Annotated in this window: 25 protein-coding genes; 14 read left to right on the top strand and 11 right to left on the bottom strand. The window is 74.9% G+C overall.

From position 1 onward, the window contains the following. Nucleotides 1–106: 106 nt before the first annotated feature. On the bottom strand, nucleotides 107–685 hold the full coding sequence (locus ACFHW0_RS23460; protein WP_416610835.1) for an AAA family ATPase: 579 nt from the start codon (nucleotides 683–685) through the stop codon (nucleotides 107–109). A gap of 141 nt (nucleotides 686–826) precedes the next feature. Next, on the bottom strand, nucleotides 827–2464 hold the full coding sequence (locus tag ACFHW0_RS23455; RefSeq protein WP_416610834.1) for a BCCT family transporter: 1638 nt from the start codon (nucleotides 2462–2464) through the stop codon (nucleotides 827–829). 350 nt (nucleotides 2465–2814) lie between these two features. Here ACFHW0_RS23455 and ACFHW0_RS23450 point away from each other — a divergent pair, with 350 nt between their 5' ends. After that, complete coding sequence (locus tag ACFHW0_RS23450; RefSeq protein ID WP_416610832.1) at nucleotides 2815–4083, top strand: hypothetical protein; 1269 nt, start codon at nucleotides 2815–2817, stop codon at nucleotides 4081–4083. A gap of 23 nt (nucleotides 4084–4106) precedes the next feature. Here ACFHW0_RS23450 and ACFHW0_RS23445 read toward each other — a convergent pair whose 3' ends face one another. The 3 genes from ACFHW0_RS23445 to ACFHW0_RS23435 all read right to left on the bottom strand — a co-directional run bounded on the left by ACFHW0_RS23445 (nucleotide 4107) and on the right by ACFHW0_RS23435 (nucleotide 6549). Continuing rightward, on the bottom strand, nucleotides 4107–5042 hold the full coding sequence (locus ACFHW0_RS23445; RefSeq protein WP_416610830.1) for a TauD/TfdA family dioxygenase: 936 nt from the start codon (nucleotides 5040–5042) through the stop codon (nucleotides 4107–4109). 87 nt (nucleotides 5043–5129) lie between these two features. Continuing rightward, nucleotides 5130–5888, bottom strand: a complete 759-nt coding sequence (locus ACFHW0_RS23440) for a thioesterase II family protein (protein WP_416610828.1) — start codon at nucleotides 5886–5888, stop codon at nucleotides 5130–5132. Between the two features lie 271 nt (nucleotides 5889–6159). After that, nucleotides 6160–6549, bottom strand: coding sequence for a DUF2267 domain-containing protein (locus ACFHW0_RS23435; protein ID WP_416610826.1), 390 nt, complete (start codon nucleotides 6547–6549; stop codon nucleotides 6160–6162). 126 nt (nucleotides 6550–6675) lie between these two features. Here ACFHW0_RS23435 and ACFHW0_RS23430 point away from each other — a divergent pair, with 126 nt between their 5' ends. The 3 genes from ACFHW0_RS23430 to ACFHW0_RS23420 all read left to right on the top strand — a co-directional run bounded on the left by ACFHW0_RS23430 (nucleotide 6676) and on the right by ACFHW0_RS23420 (nucleotide 8951). Further along, nucleotides 6676–7359 carry an ArsR family transcriptional regulator gene (locus ACFHW0_RS23430; protein ID WP_416610824.1) on the top strand — a complete coding sequence of 228 codons (684 nt, stop codon included), beginning with the start codon at nucleotides 6676–6678 and terminating at the stop codon, nucleotides 7357–7359. A 61-nt stretch (nucleotides 7360–7420) separates the two neighbouring features. Beyond that, nucleotides 7421–8530, top strand: coding sequence for an ACR3 family arsenite efflux transporter (gene arsB, locus ACFHW0_RS23425; protein WP_416610822.1), 1110 nt, complete (start codon nucleotides 7421–7423; stop codon nucleotides 8528–8530). Nucleotides 8531–8600: 70 nt separating this feature from the next. Next, nucleotides 8601–8951, top strand: coding sequence for an arsenate reductase ArsC (locus ACFHW0_RS23420; RefSeq protein ID WP_416610856.1), 351 nt, complete (start codon nucleotides 8601–8603; stop codon nucleotides 8949–8951). A 60-nt stretch (nucleotides 8952–9011) separates the two neighbouring features. Here ACFHW0_RS23420 and ACFHW0_RS23415 read toward each other — a convergent pair whose 3' ends face one another. The 3 genes from ACFHW0_RS23415 to ACFHW0_RS23405 are packed head-to-tail and all read right to left on the bottom strand — an operon-like array spanning nucleotide 9012 to nucleotide 12222. Continuing rightward, the gene (locus ACFHW0_RS23415; protein WP_416610820.1) at nucleotides 9012–10370 is read right to left on the bottom strand and encodes an MGH1-like glycoside hydrolase domain-containing protein; all 1359 of its coding nucleotides are present in this window, start codon (nucleotides 10368–10370) and stop codon (nucleotides 9012–9014) included. Continuing rightward, nucleotides 10367–11185 carry a sugar phosphate isomerase/epimerase family protein gene (locus ACFHW0_RS23410; RefSeq protein ID WP_416610818.1) on the bottom strand — a complete coding sequence of 273 codons (819 nt, stop codon included), beginning with the start codon at nucleotides 11183–11185 and terminating at the stop codon, nucleotides 10367–10369. Before ACFHW0_RS23410 ends, ACFHW0_RS23415 begins: the two co-directional genes overlap by 4 nt. Further along, nucleotides 11185–12222 carry a zinc-binding dehydrogenase gene (locus tag ACFHW0_RS23405; RefSeq protein ID WP_416610816.1) on the bottom strand — a complete coding sequence of 346 codons (1038 nt, stop codon included), beginning with the start codon at nucleotides 12220–12222 and terminating at the stop codon, nucleotides 11185–11187. The genes ACFHW0_RS23410 and ACFHW0_RS23405 overlap by 1 nt, the downstream gene beginning before the upstream one ends. Nucleotides 12223–12338: 116 nt before the next feature. Here ACFHW0_RS23405 and ACFHW0_RS23400 point away from each other — a divergent pair, with 116 nt between their 5' ends. The 4 genes from ACFHW0_RS23400 to ACFHW0_RS23385 all read left to right on the top strand — a co-directional run bounded on the left by ACFHW0_RS23400 (nucleotide 12339) and on the right by ACFHW0_RS23385 (nucleotide 16244). Continuing rightward, a complete protein-coding gene (locus ACFHW0_RS23400) occupies nucleotides 12339–13733 on the top strand; it encodes an ABC transporter substrate-binding protein (RefSeq protein ID WP_416610814.1) in 1395 nt (464 codons plus the stop codon). Then, complete coding sequence (locus ACFHW0_RS23395; RefSeq protein ID WP_121397844.1) at nucleotides 13730–14692, top strand: carbohydrate ABC transporter permease; 963 nt, start codon at nucleotides 13730–13732, stop codon at nucleotides 14690–14692. Before ACFHW0_RS23400 ends, ACFHW0_RS23395 begins: the two co-directional genes overlap by 4 nt. Then, nucleotides 14692–15558: a carbohydrate ABC transporter permease gene (locus ACFHW0_RS23390; protein WP_132240245.1), complete on the top strand. Its 867-nt coding sequence runs from the start codon at nucleotides 14692–14694 to the stop codon at nucleotides 15556–15558. Before ACFHW0_RS23395 ends, ACFHW0_RS23390 begins: the two co-directional genes overlap by 1 nt. A gap of 80 nt (nucleotides 15559–15638) precedes the next feature. After that, a complete protein-coding gene (locus ACFHW0_RS23385; RefSeq protein WP_366642600.1) occupies nucleotides 15639–16244 on the top strand; it encodes a class I SAM-dependent methyltransferase in 606 nt (201 codons plus the stop codon). A 44-nt stretch (nucleotides 16245–16288) separates the two neighbouring features. Here the strand turns inward: ACFHW0_RS23385 and eccB are convergent, their stop codons facing one another. Continuing rightward, complete coding sequence (gene eccB / locus ACFHW0_RS23380; RefSeq protein ID WP_416610810.1) at nucleotides 16289–17674, bottom strand: type VII secretion protein EccB; 1386 nt, start codon at nucleotides 17672–17674, stop codon at nucleotides 16289–16291. Nucleotides 17675–17874: 200 nt separating this feature from the next. Between eccB and ACFHW0_RS23375 the strand changes: the two genes are divergently transcribed. From ACFHW0_RS23375 to ACFHW0_RS23365, 3 genes are all read left to right on the top strand, one after another. Then, nucleotides 17875–18144, top strand: coding sequence for a metal-sensitive transcriptional regulator (locus ACFHW0_RS23375; RefSeq protein ID WP_416610808.1), 270 nt, complete (start codon nucleotides 17875–17877; stop codon nucleotides 18142–18144). A gap of 135 nt (nucleotides 18145–18279) precedes the next feature. After that, a complete protein-coding gene (locus ACFHW0_RS23370) occupies nucleotides 18280–19683 on the top strand; it encodes a rhodanese-like domain-containing protein (RefSeq protein ID WP_416610806.1) in 1404 nt (467 codons plus the stop codon). A 158-nt stretch (nucleotides 19684–19841) separates the two neighbouring features. After that, nucleotides 19842–20738 (top strand): sulfite exporter TauE/SafE family protein, encoded by an 897-nt coding sequence (locus tag ACFHW0_RS23365; RefSeq protein WP_416610854.1) that lies wholly within the window; start codon nucleotides 19842–19844, stop codon nucleotides 20736–20738. A gap of 9 nt (nucleotides 20739–20747) precedes the next feature. On the opposite strand, the gene ACFHW0_RS23360 is transcribed toward ACFHW0_RS23365, so the two are convergent. Both ACFHW0_RS23360 and ACFHW0_RS23355 read right to left on the bottom strand, forming a co-directional pair. Further along, nucleotides 20748–21629, bottom strand: a complete 882-nt coding sequence (locus ACFHW0_RS23360; RefSeq protein WP_416610804.1) for a zinc-binding dehydrogenase — start codon at nucleotides 21627–21629, stop codon at nucleotides 20748–20750. Next, nucleotides 21620–21760, bottom strand: a complete 141-nt coding sequence (locus ACFHW0_RS23355; protein WP_416610802.1) for a hypothetical protein — start codon at nucleotides 21758–21760, stop codon at nucleotides 21620–21622. Before ACFHW0_RS23355 ends, ACFHW0_RS23360 begins: the two co-directional genes overlap by 10 nt. A 126-nt stretch (nucleotides 21761–21886) precedes the next feature. On the opposite strand from ACFHW0_RS23355, the gene ACFHW0_RS23350 reads away from it, so the two are divergent. The 3 genes from ACFHW0_RS23350 to ACFHW0_RS23340 all read left to right on the top strand — a co-directional run bounded on the left by ACFHW0_RS23350 (nucleotide 21887) and on the right by ACFHW0_RS23340 (nucleotide 24708). Then, on the top strand, nucleotides 21887–22600 hold the full coding sequence (locus ACFHW0_RS23350) for a spermidine synthase (protein ID WP_416610800.1): 714 nt from the start codon (nucleotides 21887–21889) through the stop codon (nucleotides 22598–22600). A 110-nt stretch (nucleotides 22601–22710) separates the two neighbouring features. Continuing rightward, complete coding sequence (locus tag ACFHW0_RS23345) at nucleotides 22711–22887, top strand: hypothetical protein (protein WP_199729289.1); 177 nt, start codon at nucleotides 22711–22713, stop codon at nucleotides 22885–22887. Nucleotides 22888–23013: 126 nt separating this feature from the next. Then, the gene (locus ACFHW0_RS23340; protein ID WP_416610798.1) at nucleotides 23014–24708 is read left to right on the top strand and encodes a long-chain-fatty-acid--CoA ligase; all 1695 of its coding nucleotides are present in this window, start codon (nucleotides 23014–23016) and stop codon (nucleotides 24706–24708) included. Nucleotides 24709–24872 lie beyond the last annotated feature (164 nt).

Here is a 24872-nt window from a genome sequence, read left to right as displayed (position 1 = left end):
GCCCGCTCCGCGCACCCGCGCGTGACCGCCCCGCGTGCGCGCGCGTGACCGCACCCGCGCGTCACCGTCCCGCCTGGGTGGCCGGGACCGGGGCCGGATCCGCGCCCTAGCCGAGGCAGGCGAGGAGTTCCCGGTATGCCTCGTCCACCCTGCCGTGCTCGCTGCGCACCACCCTGGTCCCGGGCCGGGCGGCGACGACCGCGAGCAGCCGGTCGTACATCGCTGCCAGCTCGGTGGTCCCGCCATGCCGGTCGAGCATGCGCTGGGCGTCGAGGTGCGCCGGATCCGTGGAGGTACGGCTGCGTTCGGCGAATCGCCGCAGCGCGTTCTCCTTGCCGTCGAGCAGGACGAGCTCGTGGAACCGGGCGCCGGTGTCGTGTGCCACGCGCTCGGCCTGTTCGATGAATTCGGGACGGCCGAGGAACTGCGGGACGATCACGTCGTGGCGGCCGGCCAGGTGCGTCCGGGCCGCCGCCAGCGCGACGGCGCGGGCGAGCAGACCGGCGGGACCGGCATGGTCACGCCACCGCCCGATGAGGTCACGGATCCGGTCGATGTCGAGATCGAGCGCGAGCGGGTGGTCCTCGACGTACCTGCGGGCCAGCGTCGACTTGCCGCAGCCGGGTGGCCCGTTGAGCACGATCAGGCGCGGCGCCGACGCGGCAGCCGGTTGGGCCTGTGTCACGACGCGCCTCCTCGGTCGGCCCGCGCCGCCGGGAGGCGCCGCCCGTACGGACGCCCACGATGGTACGTCCACGGCCCGGAACCCACGTGCGGCGCGGACCGCCCCCGGTCCGGGGCAACGGCCCGCGCCGCACGCGCCGGCTCAGGAGGATTCGGGCTTCGTGGCGGCCGGTGGTGCGCCGGCGGTCACGAGGGCCCGCAGTTGCGGGGCCATCGTGGCGCTGTCGGGCTCGCGACGCAGCTCGCGTAGCAGCCCGACGACCATGCCGACCATCACGAACAGGAAGGGCAGCGCGGCGAGGATGGTCAGCGACTGCAGGGCGGACAGCCCGCCGGCGAGCAGCAGCACGGCGGCCACCAGGCCGGTCAGGACGCCCCACATCGACACCAGCCAGGCCTTCGGCTCCAGGCTGCCGCGCGAGGAGAGCGTGCCCATCACCACCGAGGCGGCGTCGGCGCCGCTGACGAAGAAGAGCGCCACCAGCACCATGACCAGGATCGCGGTGACGGTGAAGAACGGGAACTCCCGCAGGACCGCGAAGAGCGCCGCCTCCGGGCTCTCCTTCACCGCGGCCGACAGGTCCGTGCCGTTGAGTTGCAGGTTGATGGCGGTACCGCCGAACACCGAGAACCAGACGAAGCTGACGAGGCTCGGGATGGCCACCACACCGAGGACGAACTGGCGGATGGTGCGGCCCTTGGAGATGCGGGCGATGAAGGTGCCGACGAACGGGGTCCAGGAGATCCACCACGCCCAGTAGAAGATGGTCCAGCCCGCCATCCACTGCTCGCCGCCGAAGGCGCCGGTGCGGAAGCTCATCGGGATCAGGTCGTAGAGGTACCCGCCGGTCGACGCGGTGAGCGTGTTGAGGACGAAGACCGTCGGGCCCACCACGAGCAGGAAGAACATCAGCGCCACCGCGAGCACCATGTTGGTGTTCGACAGGAACTGGATGCCCCGTTTGACGCCCGTGACGGCGGAGACCACGAACGCCACGGTGAGCACCGCGATGATGCCGATCGCCAGTGGGGTGGACTTCGGCACGTCCCAGAGGTTCGTCAGACCGCTGTTGATCTGCAGGGCGCCCAGACCGAGGGAGACGGCCGACCCGAACAGCGTCGCGAAGATCGCGAAGATGTCGATGGCCCGGCCGGGTCCACGGTCGGCGCGCTCCCCGATGAGCGGGAAGAAGGCGCTGCTGATCAGGCCGCGCCGCCCCTTGCGGAAGGTGAAGTAGGCCAGCGCGAGGCCCACCACGGCGTAGATCGCCCACGGGTGCAGCGCCCAGTGGAAGAAGGAGTACTCCATGGCCACCCGCGCGGCCTGCGGTGAGTTCGGTTCGTTGAGGCCGCGCGGCGGGGTCGCCAGGTGCGACAGCGGTTCGGCGGCGCCCCAGAACATCAGGCCGATGCCCATGCCGGCGCTGAACATCATCGCCACCCAGGAGACGGTGGAGAACTCGGGTTCGTCGTCGTCGCGGCCGAGCTTGATCCGGCCGTACCGGCTGAGCGCCAGCCAGGCCGACAGCACCACGAAGCCGGTGCTGGCCAGCACGAAGACCCAGCCGAACGACCGGACCACCCAGTCGAGCGCGGTGCCGGTGACCGAGGCGAGGTTGTCGGTGGCCAGGATGCCCCACGCGACGAAGAGGACGGTCACCGCGGCGGCGACGCCCAGCACCGTCCGGTCGATGCCCTGCGCGGGGCGGCCCGGCCGGGGTGGCGCGTCGCCCGGCGGGGTGTTGTCGTCGGTTGCCGGACCTGTCGCGGACACGGTCATGGTCTGTGGACCTCCGTGGGCTGCCGGGCCCGCGGGCCGCGTTCCCGGCTCCGCGCGCGCCGGTCGGCCCGCATCTCGGGTTGTCCCGCGCCCCTTCTGGACGCCCGGGAACTCGGAAAGTCGTCGCTGACGGTGCCGACGTCGTTCCGGCGGGCCTACGGGCCCGCCTTGGCTCGGCTGCCGCGGACGTCGGCGACGACCGGCGATTACTTTCGGCGTCGATGTTGGAGGTGACCCTGCGGTCTCATGACAGTCCGGTGACAAACCGGCGGGCCGGCGGGTCACCGGTTCCCGTCCCCGCTGAGTAGACAGGTGGTGACGGCGGCCCGCCGAGCGGGCACAGTGAAGCGGTGACGACCGACATCCGCACCCCCCTGGCCCGCTACGCCGACCGCCTGCACGCCGTGATCGGCGACGGGCACCACGTCGCCTCCCCGCTCGGCGCGTGGCTGCTGCTGGCGCTCGCCGCGCCGGGCGCCACCGGCCCGACCCGCCCGGCGCTGGAGGAGGTGCTCGGCACCGACGTGGCGGCCGCCGCCGAGGCGGCTCACGGCCTGCTGGCGGCGCCGCACCCGCTGGTGCCCTCGGCGACCGCGTTCTGGCACCGGCCCGGCGTCGAGACGCCCGGGCTCGACGGGTGGCGGGCCGCCCTGCCCGCGTCGACCGCGACCGGGCCGCTGCCGGACCAGGCCCGGCTCGACGCGTGGGCCCGCGAGCACACGCTCGGCCTCATCGAGGCGTTCCCGCTGACGGTCACGCCGCAGGTGCTGCTGGTGCTGGCCAGCGCCCTGGCCACCCGGGTCTCGTGGGCGACCCCGTTCGAGGTGGCGCCGGCCGACGCGCTCGGGCCCGGCAGCGCCTGGGCCGGCGGGCTGCGCCGGGCGCTGCGCAGCCCGGAGCACGGCCACCGCTGCTGGATCGCCGACACCGCGCGGGCCGGCACCGTCGCCGTGCACGCCGCCCCCGCCCAGCCGCAGCGGACCGCCGACGGGGCGGCCGGGCTGCTGGTGGTCTCCGTCGTCGCGGCACCCGACGTGCCGGCCGGGGACCTCCTCGCGGCGGCCCACGAGCTGGCGACGGCCGCCGCCGACACGCCGGAGCGTGAGCTGCCGGCACGGCGGCGTTCCCTGTTCGACGTGCCGCTGGGCGAGGGCCCGCTGTGGACGCTGCGCGAGGAGCCGACCCGGACGTACGCGCCGGACGGCCGGGAGGAGCGGGCGACGGCGGTGCTGCCGTGCTGGTCGGCCCGCAGCCGGCACGAGCTGACCGCGCCCGGGCTGGGCTTCCCCGCTGTCGCGCGGGCGTTCGGCGAACTGCTGGACTCGCCGGGGCTGGAGTTCGAGGCGGCCCAGGCGGCCATGGCCCGCTACGGCCGCTACGGCTTCGAGGCGGCGGCCGTCACCGGCTTCGCCGCGACGCTCAGCCTGCCGCCGGAGGGGGTGGCCCGGGTCGCGGAGCTGCGCTTCGGCCACCCGTACGCCGTGGTGGCGGTCGCCACCGACGAGCGGGCCGGCGGCGGCGCGGCCGGCCCGTGGCACGGGGTGCCGGTCTTCTCCGCCTGGGTCGCCGACCCGGAGGAGCTGGCGGAGGCCGACGTCGCGGACCGCTACGAGGCGTAGCCCGGCCCGGGACGCGACCCCGATCAGGGGGTGTGCGGCTCGGCCATCGCGACGGCGATCTTGCGGGGGCCGGTGAACGGCTCCCGGCCGTGCGCGGCGGTCATGTTGTCCACGACCAGCACGTCGTCGCGCCGGTAGTCGAAGCGGACGCTGGCTGCCCGGTACGCGGCCCGCAGGTGGTCCACGACGTCGGCGGGGATCTCGCCGCCGTCGCCGTAGTACGTGTTGGCCGGCAGCCCCTCGGTGCCGAACATGGCCAGCAGCCCCTCCTGGAGGTCCTCGGCGAGGGTGCTCACGTGGAAGAACGTGGCGTGGTTGAACCAGCGCGGGGTGTCCGAGCCGGGCCGGTGGTGCACGACGTCGCGCACCGCGCGGGTACGCAGCCCGTCGGCGCCGCGCCACTCCAGCTCGATCCGGTTCGCCGCCGCGTACGCCTCGACCTGGGCACGGTCGTCGGTGCCGAAGACGTGCTGCCACGGGGTGCCGAAGTCACCGTGGAAGTTGCGCACCAGCATCCAGCGGCGGCGGACGAACTCCTCGCGTACCGCCGGATCGATCTCGGCGTACACCCGGCGGACGTCGGCCAGCGGGGTGGCGCCCCGCGTCTGCGGCGGGGTCAGGCAGTAGAAGAACAACGTCAGCGGCCAGCGGGCCTGGTACGAGTTCTCGTTGTGCAGGAAGATCTCCTCGTTCGGCGGGTAGTCGGTCGAGGTGTAGACGCGGCCGGCGATGGCGTGCCGGGGCGACGAACGCTCGGTGTAGACCAGCGGCTCACCGGACAGCGCCCGCACCGCCCGGTCGAGGCCCTCGACGCCGCCGACGTCGAACCCGCGGAACAGCAGCCCGCCGTGCTTGACCAGGCTCGCCCGCAGCTCCGCGCGGCGGGCGGCGATCAGCTCGGTCAGCTCGCGGCCGTCGTTCTCGACGACGACCGGCAGCGTGGCGGTCCGGTCACTCATGCTCTCACTCCTGTCGTCGCTCGCCGTCGTCACCGGCGGTCGCGGGACAGCGGGATGGCGGCCCTGACCGCGGCCGGGGCGGGCGGCTCACCCGTGGTGGCGGGTGGCCGCGTCGGTGCGGGCGGCGGTGAGGTCCGCCCGGATCACGGCGAGCAGGTCGGGCAGCCGCTCGTTGAGGAAGAAGTGCCCGCCGTCGATCTCGTGCAGGGTGAAGCCGGCGGCGCTGTGCTCCCGCCAGCCGTCGCTGTGCTCCCGGCTGACGGTCTTGTCGCCACGGCCGCTGAACGCCACGATCGGCATCGGCAGCGGCTCCTCGGGGGTGTAGCGGTAGTCGTCCACCCGAGCGAAGTCGGCGCGCAGCAGGGGTAGCAGCAGCTCGACCAGCTCCGGGTACTCCAGCAGCCCGGCCGGCAGCCCGCCGCCGGCGTCCAGGCGGCGCAGCAGCTCGTCGTCGTCCACCCGGGACAGCCCGTCGAAGTGGCTGGGCGCGTGGACGTGCGGGGCGCGGGCGCCGCCGACGTAGAGCCGCAACGGCAGTGGACGCCCGGCGCGGCGCAGTTCGCGGACGACCTCGAAGCCGACCCGGCCGCCCATCGAGTGGCCGTAGATCGCGTACGGGCCGCGGATCCGCTCGGCGATGGCGTACGCGACGTCGGCGACCTCGAACACCGGGTTCTCGCTGATCCGGTTCTCGCGGCCGGGCAGTTGCACCGGCAGCACCTCGACGTCGGGGCCGAGCCCGTCCTGCCAGCGCCGGAAGACGGTCGCGCCTCCGCCCGCGTAGGGCAGGCAGAACAGTTGGACCGGCGCCGGGTGCCAGCCGCCGGCGGAGAGGAACCAGGTCACCGCGCGCCTTCCATCGAAAGAAATCGCTCCGGTGCCGCTGCCGCCGGAACGGGTGGTGGGTCGGTCCGGCGCACCGGACCGACCCGAGGTACGGCGCCCTCCGAGGCATCGGCGGGCCGACCGCGATCGGGCCGACCGCCATGCTCCACGAGGGGCCTCATGGTCTGCCTACACCTTCACGTCGGAAGCAGCATAGGGCTCGATGCCCGCCCGCGAGAATCCGCCTGGCCTGCCGCGGTGACGGGTGGGCGGGCGGCGCCGGGACGGCCGGTCAGGCGTCGTCCGGCCGGGGGATCGGTTGGGTCATGCCGTCGAAGTCCCGGGGCAGCCGGGCCACCATCTCGCGGAACTCGTCGACGGTGACCGCCTCCCGCAGGGTGGCGAAGACGGCACCGGTGCCCGTCCGGGCGGTGGCCTCGTCCGTCCCGGCCCGCTCCCCCACCCGACGCACGAAGTCCGCCGGACCGGGCGCGCCGCCCGGGCCGTCGCCGGGACCGGTCCCCGCGAGATAGCCGTCGAGTTCGTCGGGGAGGCGACCGGCCGCACCGCCGCTCATCCGTTCCACCATGGTCTGCAAAACGGCGCGGGTGATCGTGGCGGCCTGGGCGGTGGGCAGTCCGGCGCGGCGGGACACCGCATCGAAGAATAGGGGAAACCGCACGGCAGCCTCCTGTCGTCACCGGATGCGCGGATACCCGCCCCCGGTGCCCGCAAACGACCTCCCCGGGCGGGAGGCGGCGTGCCACCCGCTTGACATCAGCCCGGTTACTCAGCGAAACTTGAGTCAATGGATGCTGATGCTTCTCTGGCCGCGCGCGCCCGGATCCACGCCGCCCTCGGCGACCCGGCGCGCCTGGCGATCGTGGACGCGCTGCTGCTCGGCGACGCCTCCCCCGGTGAGATCGCCCACGCCCTCGGCCTGCCCACCAACCTGGTGGCCCACCACCTCAAGGTGCTCACCGGAGCCGGCCTGGTCACCCGCACGCGCTCCGAGGGCGACCGGCGCCGCGCCTACCTGCGGCTGCGACCGGCGGCGCTGTCGGCGCTGGCCCCGCCGCCGCTGGCCGGGGTGGACCGCGTCGTGTTCGTCTGCACGCACAACTCCGCCCGCTCGCAGCTCGCCGCGGCCCTCTGGACGCGGCGCACGCACGCCCCGGCCGCGTCGGCGGGCACCAGCCCCGCCCCCCGCGTGCACCCCCGCGCCGAGGCGGTGGCCCGCCGCCACGGGCTGCGGCTCGACCCGGTCGGCACGGCCCACGTCGACGACGTCGTCCGCGCCGAGGATCTCGTCGTCGCCGTCTGCGACAACGCGCACGAGGATCTCACCGGCGCGGCCCGGCCCCGCCTGCACTGGTCGGTGCCCGACCCCGTCCGCGTCGACACCGACGAGGCGTTCGAGGCGGCGTACGCGGAACTCGAGGCCCGGGTCGACCGGCTCGCCCCCGCCGTCACCGCCGGAGCGCCGCGATGACCGCCGGCCGCCCGCGCCGCCCGGCACCCGCACCCGCACCGTCGACCCGAACGGGAGCCCCGTGAGCACCACCACCCACGACGATCCGGCCGACGTGGCCGTGGTGGGACGCCTGTCCCGCCTCGACCGGTTCCTGCCGCTCTGGATCGGCCTCGCGATGGCTGCCGGCCTCCTCCTCGGCCGGCTGGTCCCGGGCCTGGACACCGCGCTGGACGCGGTGCGGATCGGCGGCGTCTCGCTGCCCATCGCCCTCGGGCTGCTGATCATGATGTACCCGGTGCTGGCCAAGGTCCGCTACGACCGGCTCGGTGCCGTCACCGGCGACCGGCGGCTGCTGGTCTCCTCGCTGGCGCTCAACTGGATCGTCGGGCCGGCGCTGATGTTCGCGCTGGCCTGGCTCTTCCTGGCCGACCAGCCGGAGTACCGCACCGGCCTGATCATCGTCGGGCTGGCCCGCTGCATCGCCATGGTGGTCATCTGGAACGACCTGGCCTGCGGCGACCGGGAGGCCGCCGCCGTGCTGGTCGCGCTCAACTCGGTGTTCCAGGTGCTCGCGTTCGGCCTGCTGGGCTGGTTCTACCTCGCGGTCCTGCCGGGCTGGCTGGGCCTGGCGGGCGCCGGACTGGCCGTGTCGGGCTGGGACATCGCCCGCAACGTGCTGATCTTCCTGGGCATCCCGCTGGCGGCCGGCTATCTCACCCGCCGCCTCGGCGAGCGGGCCCGGGGGCGCGACTGGTACGAGCGCCGGTTCCTGCCGAGGATCGGCCCCACGGCGCTGTACGGGCTGCTCTTCACCATCGTCGTCCTGTTCGCCCTCCAGGGCGAGGCGATCACCGACCGACCGCTGGACGTGGCCCGCATCGCCCTGCCGCTGCTGGTCTACTTCGCGATGATGTGGGCCGGTTCGTACGCCCTCGGCCGGGCGGTCGGCCTCAGCTACGCGCGCACCACGACGCTGGCCTTCACCGCCGCCGGCAACAACTTCGAGCTCGCCATCGCCGTCGCCATCGGCACCTTCGGCGTCACGTCCGGGCAGGCCCTGGCGGGCGTGGTCGGGCCGCTGATCGAGGTGCCGGTCCTGGTCGCCCTCGTCCACGTCTCGCTCCGGGCACGCCGCCGGTTCTTCCCGTCGCCCGTCCCGGGCCGGCCCACCGTCCCCGTCGCGCGCTGAGAGGAAGCACCCCGTGACCACGAGGCCCACCGTCCTCTTCGTCTGCGTACACAACGCCGGCCGTTCGCAGATGGCCGCCGGCTGGCTGCGCCACCTCGCCGGCGACGCCGTCGAGGTGCGCTCCGCCGGGTCGGCGCCGGCCGGAACGGTCAACCCGGCCGCCGTCGAGGCGATGCGGGAGGTCGGCATCGACATCAGCGCACAGACGCCGACCCTGCTGGCGTACGCCACCGCCGAGTCCTCCGACGTCATCGTCACGATGGGCTGCGGCGACGCCTGCCCGGTCTTCCCCGGCAAACGCTACGAGGACTGGCAGCTCGACGACCCCGCCGGCAAGGGCGTCGGGGCGGTCCGGCCGATCCGCGACGAGATCCGGGCGCGGGTGCAGCGGCTGCTGCGGGAGCTGGTCCCGGCCGGCTGACCGGGCGGGTGGGCGCAGCCGGCGGGGAGGGGTCGACCGACCCACGGGGAACGGGTCGGCTCAGCCGGCCGGGTCGTCGGCGAGGACGTCGAGCAGCAGCGCGGCCGTCCAGCCGAACGCCGGCGAGCCCAGCCCGGCCCCGGTGTCCGGATGGAAGTACTCGTGGCAGCCGGAGCGGGCCACCAGCTCGATCATCGAGTCGCGCAGGCCGGCCGCCAGGTCCGGGCGGCCGTGGCGCAACAGCCCCCGGCGCACCAGCCAGTTGACGTTCATCCAGCTCGGCCCGCGCCAGTAGCGCAGCGGCTCGAAGTCCGGCGCGGTGCGGTCGTGGCTGGGCAGCGGCCGGTCCATCCGGGCGGTCAGCCCGAAGCGCGGCGAGCACGCCTCGGCGACCAGCGCCGACACCTGCCGCGCGGGCAGGTCGGGCAGGACCAGCGGGGCCAGGCCGAGCACCGTCCGGGCCGGCACGAGGCGGTCGGCGCGCAGGTCCCGGGGGTGGAAGGTGCCGGTCGTCGGGTCGTACAGCCGGCGCACCAGGGCCTCGGTGATCCGCGCGGCGCGCTCCCGGTGCGGGCCGGGGTCGACGCCGACCAGCGGCGCGATCCGGGCGAGGGCGTGCTCCGCGGCGCCCATGGCGGCGTTGACCAGCGGGCACTCCACCAGGAACGGGTGCCGGCCGGCGAGGTCGTCGTCGCGGTAGCGGCGCTCGCGGTAGGCCGCCACGATCGCGACGTAGCGCGCGTAGTCGAGGTCCGTGGGGCGGTGCGCGGCGTCGGCGTGCGCGGTGTCGTGCCGGCGGTACGCGCGCATGACGGCCGCGTCGGCGGGCACCGCCGCCATCGGCGCGTCCCAGGCGGGGCTGTTGTCCAGCCCGGACTCCCACGGGTGGACGATGCAGGCCAACCCGCCCCGGCCGACGTCCCGGCGGGTGGCGAGGTAGCGCTGCTGGGCCACCAGCCGGGGATAGAGCCGGCGCAGCGCCGCCCGCCCGGCCTCGGAGGGGGACCGCCGGTACGCCAGCCAGGCGGCGGGCGCGTGCACGGGTGGCTGGATCAGCCCGGAGGTGGCGACCGCCGGGGCGCCCTCGGCGAGCCCCGACTCCCAGAACTCCGGCCCCGGGAAGTACGAGCCGACGCGCAGCGCCGGGTTGAACACGATGTGCGGCACCCGCCCGTCGACCCACTGGGCCCGGAACAGGCTGGCCATCTCGCACCAGGCGCGGTCGGGGCGGACGTGGGACCAGCCGATGGCGATGAACGCCGAGTCCCAGCTCCACTGGTGCGGGTAGAGGGTGCGCGAGGGCACCGTGTGGTCGTGTTCCCAGTTGGCGTCGAGGGTGGCGACGGCGAGGCGGCGCAGGGCACCGACGTCGCGGGCCCCGGCGGCGGTGTGCGGGCCGCCCGCGGTCCCGGTGCTCACGCCGCCGCCTGCCGGGGCTGGGCGTGCCGCAGCACGGCGGCGGCCTGGTGCAGGGCGCGTACGGGGTCGCCGCGCAGCCGGCACTCCAGCGCCAGCCAGCCCCGGTAGTCGATCTCCAGCAGGGTGCGGACGAGTGCCGGCCAGTCGAGGTGCCCGGCGCCGGGCTGGTGGCGGTTGGAGTCGCTGACCTGCACGTGCCCGAGGTACGGCGCGGCGGCGCGCAGCGCCCGGTGCACGTCGTCCTCCTCGATGTTCATGTGGAAGGTGTCCGCCACCACCCGCACCGAGGGCAGCCCGACGGCCGCGCAGAGGGCGACGGCGTCGGCGAGCCGGTTGACCATGTGGTCCTCGTACCGGTTGAGCGGTTCCAGGAAGAGGGTGACCCCCTCGGCGCGGGCGTGCTCCCCCAGCTCGCCCAGGGCGTCGACGAGCACCTGCCGGTCGGCGGCGGGCGAGCGGGGCGGCTCGAACGGCGGCAGCCGCCGGGAGAACATCCCCCACGCCGCCGGGGTCATCGCGCCGACGCCGCCGACCTCGGCGATCACGGAGAGTTGGGAGCGCAGGTTGCGCACCGCGTCGCGGGAGCGCCCGGGGTCGAAGTCGCCGATGAAGTGGTCCATCTCCACGCAGACGGTGGGCATGACCACCCCGGCGGCGCGGGCCCGGCGCAGCTCGGGCAGCCGGCGGGCGAGGCCGAGGTCGCCGGAGCCGCGCAGCTCGATCGCGTCGTAGCCGAGCGCGGTGGCGAGCGCGTACTTCTGGATCAGGTCGGTGCCCGGCAGGAGCTGCTCCTGACAGGCCAGGGGAATCGTCATCAGAACCTCAGCACCACTTGGAGGACGTCAGCGTCACCGCGGTCGAGCAGCGCCAGCGCGTCGGCCACCGCGCTCGCGTCGACGACGTGGCTCACCAGCGGCAGCGGGTCGACGCTGCCCTCGGCCACCAGGTCCATGAAGGTGTGTGCGACGCGGGCCCCGGTCCACCGGCCGGCCGTGCCGGGCGCCGGGGTCGGCCCGGAGACCTGGGCCGCCACCAGCTGGATCCGGTTGTGGTGGAACTCCTCACCCAGGCCGAGCCCGTCGGCCTGTCCCTGGTAGAAGCCGGCGGCCACGACGCGGCCGGCGTGGGCGGTGGAGCGGATCGCCTCGTGCAGCGCCGGGTACGCCCCGGACAGTTCCAGGCAGACGTCCGCACCCCGGCCGCCGGTGGCCCGGCGCAGCACGGCCGCGGCCGACTCGGTGCCCGCGTCGACGACGGCCCGGGCGCCGAGCCGACCGGCGTGCGCCAGCCGGGCGGGCACCCGGTCGACGGCGACCACCCGCGCGCCGGAGAGGACGGCGAGCCGGGTGGCGAGCAGCCCGATGACGCCCTGCCCGAAGACCGCGACCCAGTCGCCCAGGTGCAGGTCACCGGCGAGCACGGCGGTGAGGGCGATCGCCCCGGGACGGGCGAAGACCGCAGCGAGGGGGTCCAGCCCGGCGGGCAGCGGATGCACCGTGTCGGCGGGCACGACCGCCTCGGCGCGGTGCCCCCAGATGCCCCAGACGACCTGCCCGGCCCGGCGGCCGGCCACGTCGGGCGCGACCTCGACGATCTCGCCGACCTCCTCGTAGCCGAAGCCCACCAGCGGGTACGGCACGGCGGTCTGCCGGGGCACGAACATCCGGCTGACGTCGTCCCAGTCCTTGCTCAGCCGGGGGTTGCTGCCCCGGTAGAGGGTGAGCTCCGTGCCGGCCGAGATACCGGAGTAGCAGGTGCGGATCCGGACCTGGCCGGGGCCGAGCGGATCCGGGGGGCAGGGCTCGAGGCTGATCCGTCGGGGCCCGGCGAGTGAGACAACCCAGTTGACCATGAGTCACATCCCGGTAGCACTGGGCTCCATCGTAGGCAGAAAATCGGTATATGTCTTGTAATTGATCAATCCAACGCGTTGAATCCCTTCTATACCCTTCGAGAGGAGTGCCACCGATGTCAGCACCTCCGATGCGGATACTCGCCGCCACCCTGATCATGGCAGTCACCGGAACCGGCCTGCTGGCCTGTGGCGACGAGGAATCCGACAGCAACAGCAAGAAGATCACCGTGTGGAGCCTGGAGGACGTGGCCGACCGGGTCACCGCCACCAAGGCGATCATCGCGGACTTCACCGCCAGCACCGGCATCGCCGTCGACCTGGTCACCGTCAACGAGGACCAGTTCCCCGCCCTGATCGCCTCCAGCGCCGCCGCCGGTGAGCTGCCCGACGTGGTCGGTTCGGTGTCGCTCGCCGGCGTCCGCACCCTCGCCGGCAACGAACTGCTGCACTCCTCGGCGAACGCGGAGGTCGTCGAGAAGCTCGGTCGGCAGACCTTCTCACCGCGGGCCCTGGAGCTGACCGCCGACGACGGCAGGCAGCTCGCCGTGCCCAGCGACGGCTGGGGCCAACTGCTCGTCTACCGCAAGGACCTCTTCGCCGCCGCCGGGCTGCCCGCCCCCGACACGTACGAGAGGATCGCCGCCGCCGCGACGAAGCTCAACACCGGCGGCGTCGCGGGCATCACCGCCGCCACCGCCCCCGGCGACGTGTTCACCCAGCAGACCTTCGAACACCTCGCGCTGGCCAACAACTGCCAGCTCACCGACGACTCCGGGGCCGTGCGGCTGGACTCACCGGAGTGCGTCGAGGCGTTCCGGTTCTACGGCGACCTGATGCGCACCAGCTCGGTCAAGGGCGCGCAGGACGTCGACACCACCCGGGCCACCTACTTCGCCGGCAAGGCGGCCATGCTGGTCTGGTCGCCGTTCATCCTCGACGAGCTGGCCGGCCTGCGCAACGACGCCAAGCCGACCTGCCCGCAGTGCCAGGCCGACCCGACGTTCCTCGCGAAGAACAGCGGCTTCGTCACCGCGGTCAAGGGCCCGAACGGCGCCGAACCCGCCCAGTACGGCGAGATCAGCTCCTGGGCCGTGCTCGACGGCGCCGCCGCCGACCCGGCGAGGTCCTTCGTGGAGCACATGCTCGGCGACGGCTACCCGCGCTGGTTCGGCATGTCCCCCGAGGGGCGCTTCCCCGTCCGCAAGGGCACCGCCCAGGAGCCGGAGAAGTTCCTCACCGCCTGGAACACCAGCCAGGCCGGCGTCGACGCCAAGAAGCCGCTCTCCGAGGTCTACGGCGACGAGGTGCTCGCGGCCCTGCGCCGCAGCCCCGACACCTTCCAGCGCTGGGGCCTCACCCAGGGCCAGGGCAAGCTCGTCGGCGCGATCCTCGGCGAGCTGCCGGTGCCCAAGGCCCTGAACGACGTGGTCGCCGGCAAGACCGACGCCGCCGCGACCGCCGGACGGGCGAAGAAGGACGTGGAGGCGATCAAGGCGGGCGTCAATTGACCACCGCCCCACCGGACACCGGCCGCTCCCCCGCCCGGGAGCGGCCGGCCCCGGCCCGCCGCCGCAGGCCACTGACCCTGCGTCGCCGCGAGTCCCGCGCCGGGCTCGCGCTGGTCGCCCCGACCCTGCTCGTCGTGGTCGCCGTGATCGGCATCCCCATCGTCTGGACCGTCGTGCTGGCCTTCCAGCGGGTACGCCTGGCGACGCTGCGGCGTACCGGGCTGTTCGGCGAGTTCACGATGGACAACGTCCAGCGGGTGCTGAACACCCCGGGCTTCGCCGACACGCTGTGGACCACGCTGGTCTACGCCGTGGCCAGCACCGCCGGCTCGATCGTGCTCGGCCTGGTGGCGGCGCTGGTCGTCCGCCGGCCGTTCCGGGGCCGCACCCTGGTGCGCGCGTCGATGCTGCTGCCGTACGTGGCGCCGGTGGTCGCGGTCACCTTCGTCTGGCAGGTGATGCTCGACCCGCAGCTCGGCATCGTCAACGACTGGGGCCGGCGGTTCCTGGGCTGGGACACCCCGGTGCCGTTCCTGTCCCAGGAGTCGACCGCCCTGGCCACGGTCGTCGCCTTCGAGGCCTGGCGCTACTTCCCCTTCGCCTTCCTGTTCCTGCTCGCCCGGCTCCAGGCGGTGCCAGGGGAGCTGGAGGAGGCGGCCCGCGTCGACGGGGCCACGCCCAGCCAGCGGTTCCGGCACATCCTGCTGCCGCAGCTGCTGCCGGTGATCGGCCTGCTGGGGGTGCTGCGGTTCATCATGACGTTCAACAAGTTCGACGACGTCTACCTGCTCACCGGCGGGGCCGCCGGCACCGAGGTGGTCAGCGTCCGGGTCTACGAGTTCCTGACCGCGCGTACGGACATCGGCGCGGCGGCGGCGCAGGCGGTCGTGCTCGCCGTGGTGCTCATCGTGTTCGTGGTGGTGTACCTGCGCTTCTTCGGCGGACGGAGGGACGGCTGATGGACCGGGACCGGATCGAGACGGTGGGCCTGCGCTGGCTGCGCCGGCTGGTGATCGCCGCGTTCCTGCTGGTCACCGTCTTCCCCTTCTACTACATGCTGGTGCTCTCGGTGCGCCCCATCGAGCGGCTGCTGCTCGACCCCGGCTCGCTGGTGGTGGGCCTCGGCGAGCTGACCTTCGACACGTACGCCGAGGTGGTGAAGGCCGTCGACGACGGCGGCCAGGGTTTCCTCACCTTCATGCGCAACAGCGGCCTGGTCGCCGTCGCGGCGACGCTGCTGACGCTGGCCGTGGCGATCCCCGGCGCGTACGCGGTCGCCCGGCTGCGGTTCTTCGGCCGGCGGCAGGTCGACTTCCTCTTCCTGGCGGTCTACCTGTTCCCGTCGATCGTCATCGCCATCCCGCTCTTCGTGGTCTTCACCCGGGCCGGGCTGCGCGGCTCGCTGCTCGGCCTGGTGCTGGTCTACATCTCGCAGACCCTGCCGGTCTCGGTCTACATGCTGCGCAACTACTTCGAGACCATCCCGGTCAGCCTGGAGGAGTCGGCCGCGATCGACGGCGCCGGGCGGCTCGGCATCATCCGCCGGGTCAGCCTCCCCCTGGCGGCGCCGTCCATCATGGCCGTCGCCCTGTACGACTTCATGATCGCCTGGAACGAGTTCCTGTTCGCCCTGCTGTTCCTGGTCGACAAGCCGCACCGGTGGACGGTGTCGCTGGGGCTGGCGCAGCTCGCGGACGGCGTCGAAGTGCCGAAGACGGTGCTCATGGCCGGCTCGGTGATCCTCACCCTGCCCATCGTGATCCTCTTCTTCGCCAGCGAGCGCCTGCTCACCGAGGGGCTCACCAGCGGCGCGGAGAAGGGCTGAGGCCGCGGGCGGGGTTGCCGCGCGCCGGACGCGGACGGCCCCGCCCCTACGGGAGCACCGGGCCGGGCTACGGTGGCGGCATGGGAAACCCGACCCGATGGGAGACCGAAACCGGTCCGGAGCACTCGCAGTGGTACATCGACCGGTTCCGCCGGCTGGCCGCCGAGGGGGCCGACCTGGCCGGCGAGGCCCGGCTGCTGGACGCGATGGTCGCGCCCGGGTCCCGGATCCTCGACGCCGGCTGCGGCACCGGCCGGGTGGGCGCGGCGCTGGCCGACCGGGGCCACACCGTGGTCGGGGTGGACGCCGACCCGGCGCTGGTCGAGGCCGCCCGCGCCGATCACCCGGGCCCGCGCTGGCTGGTCGCCGACCTGGCCGAGCTGGACCTGGCGGCGGCCGGCGAGCCGGAGCCGTTCGACGCGGCGGTCGTGGCCGGGAACGTGCTGGCCTTCGTCGCCCCCGGCACCGAGCGGGAGGTGCTCCGCCGCGTCGCCGCCCACCTGCGTCCCGACGGCGTACTGGCGGTCGGCTTCGGCACCGACCGGGGCTACCCGCTGACCGGGTTCGACGCCGACGCGGTCGCCGCCGGCCTGCGACTGGAGCACCGCTTCGCCACCTGGGACCTGCGCCCGTGGCGCGACGACGCCGACTTCGCCGTCACCGTGCTGCGCCGTCCCGCCGACTGAACCCGCGCCGGCCCGGTCGGGTCGCGCTCAGGCGGGCGGCGCGCTCAGGCCGGGGCGGCGACGACCCGCGCGGCGGCCGGGTCGAGCGTGGCGCCGGCGGGGACCAGGGCGACCAGGCTGGCCGGCAGCCGCACCGGCCGCACGTCGCGGTAGCCGAGCGTGCCCAGCACCTCGCCGCCGGCGAGGACGTGGCGCCGGCCCAGGTCGGTGACCACGGAGACCGCACCGCCGGTCGCGCCGGGCGCCGCGACCGCCTCGACCACCGCGCCGCGGCCCGGCTCCACCACGACGTGGTCGGCGCGCACCCCGCCCCCGGCCGCCGGGGCGGTGCGCGGCGCGGCGGCGAGGTCGGGCAGCCGTACGCCGAGCCGGACCTCCGCGACGCCGCCGTCGTCGCCCACCCGGGCGCAGAGCCCCGTCCCGTCGGCGGCGGCCAGCCGGGGCGGCGCGGTCGGCGGGGCGGTGGGCCCCGTCGGGGCGAGGTCGGGCAGCTTGGGCAGCGCCGCGAACCGCCCGAGCGTGATCGGCTCCGGTTCGCCCTGGCCGGTGCGGGCCAGCAGCAGGCCGGCCTGCAACTCGGTGATGCCGGCCAGTCCGTCCCGCAGCGCAACGGCGTACTGCCGGCCGCCGCCGGAGTTGCGCACCAGGTAGACGTCGCCGATCCGCGCCCCGGACACCCGCGCGGAGCGCTCCCCCTCGGCCGGCAGGGCCAGCGGGGCGAGGTCGGCGCCGGCGGGCAGGCTGTTGAGCAGGGCCGGGGCCGCCGGGACCGCCCGGGCCCGGGTGGCCGCCAGGGCGGCCAGCACCCGGTTGGGGTCGCGCACCAGGTAGCGGCGCTGGTGCCAGACGAGGTGCAGCCCGCCGTCGGGGTGGCGCAGCAGCAGCGCGTCCTCGCCCAGGGCCCGGCCGCCGCCGGCCGTCGCGCCGATCAGCAGCGCCGAGCGGGGCGTCGCCCGGTCGGTATCGGCGGCGACGGAGCAGACCGTCCACGGCGCGGTGGAGAGCCGGCCCCTGGCGGGCAGCGAGTCGGGGGCGTCGGCGATGCCCAGCGGCAGCCCGCGCGGCACCCCGTCGATGGCGCGCCGGGAGACGAGCACGGTCTTCGGCCGGTCGGCGCCGATGATCAGCAGAGCCGACGCGTAGTTGAGCACCGGGTGCAGCTTTTCCTCCCGGTAGACGAACCGGGCCCCGGACTCCTTCTCCACGATCACCGCGCCCGGGTCGCGCCAGGTGCTGCCGCCCCCGGTGAAGAGGCCGTAGAGGGCGAAGCCGCCCAGGCCGATGGCCGCGACCAGCACGCTGACCAGGCCGGCGCCGGCGAGCCGCCGGAACGGCGACTGCGCCGGGTCGGTCTCCCGCATCACCAGCGCGGCGACGGCGCGCTGGACGGTGAACTGGTACGAGTGCAGCTGGTCCTGCCGCGACGGCATCGCGTCCCTTCCCGTGTGCGGTCGGGGCACAGGATAAGCGTTGCGTCGATGCGTTGAGGACCCTGCGTCGCGGCGGCACCGGTTTCCGGGTCGGGTTGCCGCCCTCGCCGGGAACGTGCCCGCGCCTCACCGACGGGGGTAGCATGGGCGCGGACGCCATACCCCCGGGGGTGTCGCGGAGGAGAACCAGGAGGCACGGGATGCAGCTGCGACCCGAGATGACGAGCGAGGCGCTGATCCGCCTGAAGCGGGCCCGGGGGCAGCTCAACGCCGTCATCGAGATGATGGAGGCCGGTCAGGACTGCCGCGAGGCGCTGACCCAGCTCGCGGCGGTGTCGAAGGCGATCGACCGGGCCGGCTTCAAGATCATCGCCTCCGGGATGCGGCACTGCAACGCCGCCCGCGAGCGGGGTGACTCGCCGGAGATGACCGAGGAGGAGCTGGAGAAGCTCTTCCTCGCGCTCGCCTGAGCGCACCCGACGAAACGCACCGCGCACGTTGCGTGACGGTGCGGTGACCGGGTAGACAGTGTGCACACGCCGCCACCCCTGGCGTGTGCCCGCCACATACCCCCCAGGGTATCCGATCCCACAAGGAGCACGGCAATGGCAGTCGAGGTGTCCGTCATCGCGACCTCCACGCTCGGTGACCGCAGCTACCTGGCCTCCGACGGCACGGTGGCGATCGTGGTCGACCCCCAGCGCGACATCGACCGGATCATGTACCTGGCCGGCGAGAAGGGCGTGCGCGTCACCCACGTGGTGGAGACCCACATCCACAACGACTACGTCTCCGGCGGCCTGGAGCTGGCCCGGCTGACCGGTGCCCGCTACCTCATCGCTGCGGACGACGAGGTCGCATTCGCCCGGACGCCGGTCGCCGACGGCGACACGGTGCCCGTCTCCGACGCGCTGCGGCTGCGGGTGGTCGCCACGCCGGGGCACACCTTCCACCACCTGTCGTACGTGCTCGACGAGGCCGACGACGGCGGCTGGCGTCCCGTCGGCGTGTTCACGGGCGGCTCGCTGCTCTTCGGCACCACCGGTCGTACCGACCTGCTCGGCGAGCGGCACGCCCACGAACTCGCCCACCGCCAGCACGCCTCGGCCGGGCGCCTGGCCGACCTGCTGCCCGACGGCGCCGAGGTGTGGCCCACCCACGGGTTCGGCAGCTTCTGCTCGGCCGGCCAGTCCGACGCGTCCGAGTCGACCATCGGCCGGGAGAAGCGGGCCAACCCCGTACTGCGGCTGGCCGCCGACGAGTTCGTCACCGAGACCCTGGCCGGGCTCGACGCCTACCCGGCGTACTACGCCCACATGGGCGCGGCGAACCTCGCCGGCCCGGCGCCGGTGGACCTCACCCCGGTCGCCCGGGCCGACGCCGCCGAGTTGCGGCAGCGGATCGCCGCCGGCCAGTGGGTCGTCGACCTGCGCCACCGCAAGGCGTACGCCGCGTCGCACCTGGCGGGCACGATCGGCCTCGGGCTCGACGGCCCGATGTCGACCTGGCTCGGCTGGCTCATCGACCGGGGAGCGCCGATCACCCTGCTGGCGGAGACGGCGGAGCAGGTCGCCGACGCCCAGCGCGAGCTGGTCCGCATCGGCATCGACCGAGCGGCCGCCCAGGCCACCGGGGATCCCGGGCGGTGGGCCGACGGGCCGGAGCAGTTGCGGGAGCTGCGCATGGCCGATTTCCCGGCGCTGGCCGCCGCCCGCGCCGGCGACACCCCGGCGGGGCTCCCCGCCCCGGACGTGGTGCTCGACGTACGGATGACCAACGAGTGGACCGGCGGCCACGTCGAGGGCGCGGTGCACATCCCCCTGCCCGACCTGCCCGGGCGCCTCGCCGAGGTGCCCGCCGGCACCGTCTGGGTGCACTGCGGCTCCGGCTACCGGGCCACGGTCGCCGCGTCGCTGCTGGCGAACGCGGGCCGCGAGGTCGTCGTGATCGACGACAAGTTCGGCCGGGCCGAAGCCTCCGGCGTCGCCATGAGCCCCGGCGACGCCTGAGGCGTGCGCACTCCCGCGAGGTTCGAACTCGACGGCGGGACGACGGCGGGACGGGCCGTCCACGCACCGGCCGGGCGGGGCACTCCCCGCCCGGACCTCCGCGACCCGGCGACCGACGTCGGTCGACCGGAGTGCCACGCGACGCCCCGGCCGCGGCCGTGACCGGCGGCCTCGCGCTGACCGTCGCGCTGGCCGTCCTCATCGGGATCAGCCTCGGCCTGCTCGGCGGCGGCGGGTCCATCCTCGCCGTACCGCTGCTGCTCTACGTCGCCGACCTGCCGGCGAGGGAGGCGATCGCCACCTCGCTGCTCGTCGTCGGGGTGACCAGCGCCGTGGGCGCGCTGCCGCACGCCCGGGCCGGCCGGGTCCGGTGGCGCACCGGCCTGCTCTTCGGGATCGCGGGCATGGCCGGCGCGTACACCGGCGGCCGCCTGGCCGCGTTCGTCCCGGCCGCGCTCCTGCTCGCCGGCTTCGCCCTGATGATGCTCGCCACCGCGGCGGCCATGCTGCGCGGCCGGCGCGACGACGCGGGGCGGGAGCGGCACGAGCCCTCGACACCGCGGGTGCTCCTCGACGGCGTCGTGGTCGGGCTGGTCACCGGGCTGGTCGGCGCCGGCGGCGGGTTCCTGGTGGTGCCCGCCCTCGCCCTGCTCGGCGGCCTGCCGGTGCCGGTCGCCGTCGGCACCTCGCTCGTGGTCATCGCGATGAAGTCGTTCGCGGGGCTCGCCGGCTACCTGTCCACCGTCGACATCGATCCGGGCCTGGCCACCGCCGTGACCACCGCCGCCGTGCTCGGCAGCCTCGCCGGGGGCCGGCTCGCCGGGCGCGTCCGGGAGGACGTGCTGCGCCGGGCGTTCGGCTGGTTCGTGGCGACGATGGGCGCGCTCGTCCTGGCCGGGCAACTGCCCGCGCACCTGCGGACGGACCCCCGGCTGTGGACCGTCGCGCTGGCGACGGCGGTCGCGGTCGCGGGGGCGCGACGCCGCCGGCGGCGTCCCCGCCGGCCCGATGATCGCAGCCCAGCCGACCGGTGGGACCGGCCCGACCGGACGTAGCGGGACCGCTCAGGGGCGCAGGATCAGCCGGATCGGGTCGCCCTGCTTGGTGTGCACCCGCCGCACCGCCTCCTCGGCGTCGGCCAGCGGCAGCACGTCGCTGATCGACGCCGACAGGTCGAGCCGACGCTGCCGGGCCAGGGACTCCAACTGCTCGACGTGCTCGGGCTCCGAGCCGTAGTGGCCGAGCACCGCCTGCTGGAAGTAGTTGAACGGGCTGTCCGAGGCGATCGTCACCGGCTTGTTGGCGATGCCCGCGAGGACCAGCCGGCCCCGGCGGGCGAGCACGGTCAACGCCTGCTCGCGTACGGCGGTCACCCCGGCGAAGTCGAACGCGACGTCGAGCCCTCGCCCGCCCGTCAACTCCAGCACGGCCTCGCGGAACGCGGCGTCGGCCGGGTCGAGCACCGCGTCGGCCCCCAGGGCCGCCGCCCGGTCCCGCGCCGCCGCCAGCGGTTCCACCGCGATCACCGGGGCCGCGCCCACCAGGCGCAGCAGTTGCACGGCGTGCGCGCCCAGCCCGCCCACGCCCCACACCCCGACCGCCTCGCCGGGGCGGGTCCGCGCGGTGTCCGTCACCGCCGCCCAGGGGGTGGAGACCGCGTCGGGGATGATGCAGGCCTGTTCGAAGGGCAGGTCGTCCGGAATCGGCACCACCGTGTCCTCGCTGGCGACGACGTACTCGGCCCAGCCGCCGTCGTAGTCCACGCCCCGGGTCAGCACGGTGCCGCGCCGGTCCCGCTCCCCCGCCTGGAGCAGCACCCGCTGGCCGGGCTGCCAACCTTCGAGGTCGTCGCCGAAGGCGTCGACCACCCCGGCGACCTCGTGCCCCAGTGTCACCACGTCGCCGGGCAGGTACAGCGGCGTGAGGGTGCCGTCGATCAGGTGCACGTCGGACAGGCAGACCCCGCCGCCTCGACCCGGATGCGCACCTGCCCGTCCTGCGGCTCGGGCACCGGCACCGACTCCATCCGCAGCGCCCGTTCCGTCAGGTGCAGCCGTCCGGCCAGCATGTCCGCCACCGCGTGCCCTCCCTGCCCCGGCCCCCGGTCGGGTGGCCCTCGACGGGTAGGCATACCCGGCCGGGCGGGAGGAATGCGCGTGCCGGCCACCGGGGCCCGGGGCGACGGCGGGTAGCATCCGGGCCCGTGGGCGTGCGATTCGAGGAACTGGCCTGGCGGGAGACCCCGATCGGCCTCATCAGCCTGCGCCGGCGCCGCGACCCGTCGCTCGACGTCGAGGTGTACGAGGTCAAGCTCGACGACGAGTATCTGATGTCCAGCCTCTTCCCCGTCGCGGAGATCGAGCTGGCCCGGCTGGGCCTGGCTCCCCTGTCCGGGCAGGGGCTCGACGTGGTCGTCGGCGGCCTCGGCCTCGGTTACACCGCCCGCACCGCGCTCTCCGACGACCGGGTCGGCTCGCTGCTGGTGGTGGAGGCGATCGAGGACGTCATCGACTGGCACCGCCGAGGGCTGCTGCCCTTCGCCGCCGGGCTGGCCGCCGACCCGCGTACCCGGTTCGTGCGGGCCGACTTCTTCGCCGCGGTGGCCGACGGCACCGGCTTCGACCCGCAGGAGCCGGGGCGGCGGTTCCACGCCGTGCTGCTCGACGTGGACCACTCGCCGCGCAACGTGCTGCACCCCGGCCACGCCCCGTTCTACACCCCCGACGGCCTGCGCCGGCTCGCCGCCCACCTGCACCCGGACGGGGTGTTCGCCCTCTGGTCGGACGACCCGCCCGATGCCGACTTCGAGGCCGCCCTCACCGCCGTGTTCCGCACCGCGCGGGCGCACGTCGTCCCGTTCGCCAACCCGCTGACCGGCGGGCAGTCGGCCAACACGGTCTACGTCGCCCGGCGCTGACGCGGCCCCGCGGGCCGGGGGCATCGGGGCCGCGGCGGCATGGCCCGGGACAGACCGGGAAGGCGGGCCTGGAGGCCGCGCCGCTGCGGCCGGAGTCACGGGAGGTGGACATGCGGAGCATGCTCTGGGTCGTCGGCGTCATCGCCGGCGCGCTCGTCCTGCTCGGGCTGCTGCTGGAGGCGGTCCGCTGGCTGGTGATCATCGGCGCGGTGGCGCTGGCCGTGGTCGTCGTCCTGGCGGTGGTGAAGGGACGGCAGGCGATGCGCCATTCCGCCGGGCACCGCTGACGACGCCTGGTCGGGGCCGAGCCGCGGCGTGCCCGCGACCGGTGCCGCCCGGGGACCTCGGCCGCTACCTACGCGACCGTAGGTTACCGTGGGGTAGGCGATCGTACGTACGGGCGGAGGAGAGACATGGACCTGAGCGCGGACCGGCCCTGGCTGCGCAGCTACGCCCCGGGCGTACCGGCGACCGTCGCGCCGTCCGACGAGTCCCTGGTCGACCTGCTGCGCGACGCCGCCCGCCGGTTCGGCCCCCGGATCGCCCTGGACTTCTTCGGCGCCAGCACCACGTACGCCGAGCTGGACGACCAGGTGGGCCGGGCAGCCGAGGCGCTGCGCCGGCTCGGCGTCAACCGGGGCGACCGGGTGGCGTTGGTGCTGCCGAACTGCCCGCAGCACGTGGTCGCCTTCTACGCCGTGCTGCGGCTCGGCGCCGTGGTGGTGGAGCACAACCCGCTCTACACCGCGCAGGAACTCACCCGGCAGCTCGCCGACCACGGCGCCCGGGTCGCGGTGGTCTGGGACAAGATCGTCCCCCTCGTCCGCGACAGCGCCGGCGCGACGGCCGTCGAGACGGTGGTCGCGGTGGACCTCACCCGGGCGCTGCCCCGGCGCAAGCGCTGGGCGCTGCGGCTGCCGCTGGCCCGGGCGCGGGCGACCCGCGCGGCGATGACCGGACCCGCGCCCGGGGCCCTGTCCTGGGAACGGACGGTCGCCACGACCACCCCCCTCGACGCCGCGCATCCCGTCCCCGGCCCGGACGACACGGCGCTGCTGCAGTACACGGGCGGCACCACCGGCACGCCGAAGGGCGCCATCCTGAGCCACCGGAACCTGCGGACCAACGCGGCGCAGGGCCGCGCCTGGGTGCCGGGCCTGCGCGACGGCGAGGAGACGGTGTACGCGGTGCTGCCGCTGTTCCACGCGTACGGGCTGACGCTCTGCCTCACCTTCTCGGTGGGCATCGGCGCCACGCTGGTGCTCTTCCCCCGCTTCGACCTGGACCAGACGCTGGAGGCGGTGCGCCGCCGCCCGCCGACCTTCCTGCCCGCCGTCCCGCCGATCTACGAGAAGCTCGCCACGGCCGCCCAGGAACGCGGGGTCGACCTCTCCTCGGCCCGATACGCCATCTCCGGCGCCATGGCGCTGCCCCCGGCGACGGTCGAGCTGTGGGAGTCGGTCACCGGCGGGCTGCTCGTCGAGGGCTACGGCATGACCGAGACCTCCCCCGTCGCGCTCGGCAACCCGGTCTCCCCCGCCCGCCGGCCGGGCACGGTCGGTGTGCCGTTCCCGTCCACCGACATCCGCATCGTCGACCCCGAGGACCCGTCGCGCGACCGCGCCCCGGGCGAGGCGGGCGAGCTGCTGATCCGGGGGCCGCAGGTGTTCGCCGGCTACTGGAACCGCCCGGCGGAGACGGCGGCGGCGCTGCTGCCCGACGGCTGGCTGCGCACCGGGGACGTCGTGGTGGCCGACGCCGACGGCTTCGTCAGCGTGGTCGACCGGATCAAGGAGCTGATCATCACCGGCGGGTTCAACGTCTACCCGTCGGAGGTGGAGGACGCGCTGCGCCGCGTCCCCGGCGTCCGCGACGCCGCGGTGGTCGGCCTGCCCGCCGAGCACGGCGGCGAGGAGGTGGTGGGAGCGGTCGTCCTGGACGAGGGCGCCGAGCCGCCTGACGAGGCGGACGTCCGGGCGGCGTGCCGGCGGCACCTGGCCGGGTACAAGGTGCCCCGCCGCGTGGTCGTCGTCGAGGACCTGCCCCGCTCCCAGATCGGCAAGGTCCTGCGCCGCGAGGTCCGCGACCGGCTGCTCGCCGAGGGCTGACACCGCCGGGCCCGGCCGTCCGTGGTGGGCGACGTGGTGTCGCAGGTCAGGGGGTGTAGCCGCGGGTGGTGCGGTTCGGGGCTGGCGGACCGGCCGGGTGAGCCGCCGCGTCGGGGTGAGCTGCGGCCGGCACCCCCGTCGGGCATCGTCGCGGTTGCCCCGGC

The organism is Micromonospora sp. LOL_025 (assembly GCF_048060285.1).
GTDB lineage: Bacteria > Actinomycetota > Actinomycetes > Mycobacteriales > Micromonosporaceae > Micromonospora.
Note: the sequence above shows the minus strand (reverse complement) of the source record. Positions and strands in the feature narration are given on the sequence as shown.

What these genes read in the sequence shown, in the direction of transcription:
- ACFHW0_RS23455 (WP_416610834.1), bottom strand. Translation starts at nt 2,464, where the DNA reads ATGACCGTGTCCGCGACAGGTCCGGCAACCGACGACAACACCCCGCCG.
- ACFHW0_RS23445 (WP_416610830.1), bottom strand. Translation starts at nt 5,042, where the DNA reads ATGAGTGACCGGACCGCCACGCTGCCGGTCGTCGTCGAGAACGACGGC.
- ACFHW0_RS23430 (WP_416610824.1), top strand. Translation starts at nt 6,676, where the DNA reads ATGGATGCTGATGCTTCTCTGGCCGCGCGCGCCCGGATCCACGCCGCC.
- ACFHW0_RS23420 (WP_416610856.1), top strand. Translation starts at nt 8,601, where the DNA reads ATGGCCGCCGGCTGGCTGCGCCACCTCGCCGGCGACGCCGTCGAGGTG.
- ACFHW0_RS23410 (WP_416610818.1), bottom strand. Translation starts at nt 11,185, where the DNA reads ATGACGATTCCCCTGGCCTGTCAGGAGCAGCTCCTGCCGGGCACCGAC.
- ACFHW0_RS23405 (WP_416610816.1), bottom strand. Translation starts at nt 12,222, where the DNA reads ATGGTCAACTGGGTTGTCTCACTCGCCGGGCCCCGACGGATCAGCCTC.
- ACFHW0_RS23400 (WP_416610814.1), top strand. Translation starts at nt 12,339, where the DNA reads ATGTCAGCACCTCCGATGCGGATACTCGCCGCCACCCTGATCATGGCA.
- ACFHW0_RS23390 (WP_132240245.1), top strand. Translation starts at nt 14,692, where the DNA reads ATGGACCGGGACCGGATCGAGACGGTGGGCCTGCGCTGGCTGCGCCGG.
- ACFHW0_RS23385 (WP_366642600.1), top strand. Translation starts at nt 15,639, where the DNA reads ATGGGAAACCCGACCCGATGGGAGACCGAAACCGGTCCGGAGCACTCG.
- eccB (WP_416610810.1), bottom strand. Translation starts at nt 17,674, where the DNA reads ATGCCGTCGCGGCAGGACCAGCTGCACTCGTACCAGTTCACCGTCCAG.
- ACFHW0_RS23375 (WP_416610808.1), top strand. Translation starts at nt 17,875, where the DNA reads ATGCAGCTGCGACCCGAGATGACGAGCGAGGCGCTGATCCGCCTGAAG.
- ACFHW0_RS23370 (WP_416610806.1), top strand. Translation starts at nt 18,280, where the DNA reads ATGGCAGTCGAGGTGTCCGTCATCGCGACCTCCACGCTCGGTGACCGC.
- ACFHW0_RS23345 (WP_199729289.1), top strand. Translation starts at nt 22,711, where the DNA reads ATGCGGAGCATGCTCTGGGTCGTCGGCGTCATCGCCGGCGCGCTCGTC.
- ACFHW0_RS23340 (WP_416610798.1), top strand. Translation starts at nt 23,014, where the DNA reads ATGGACCTGAGCGCGGACCGGCCCTGGCTGCGCAGCTACGCCCCGGGC.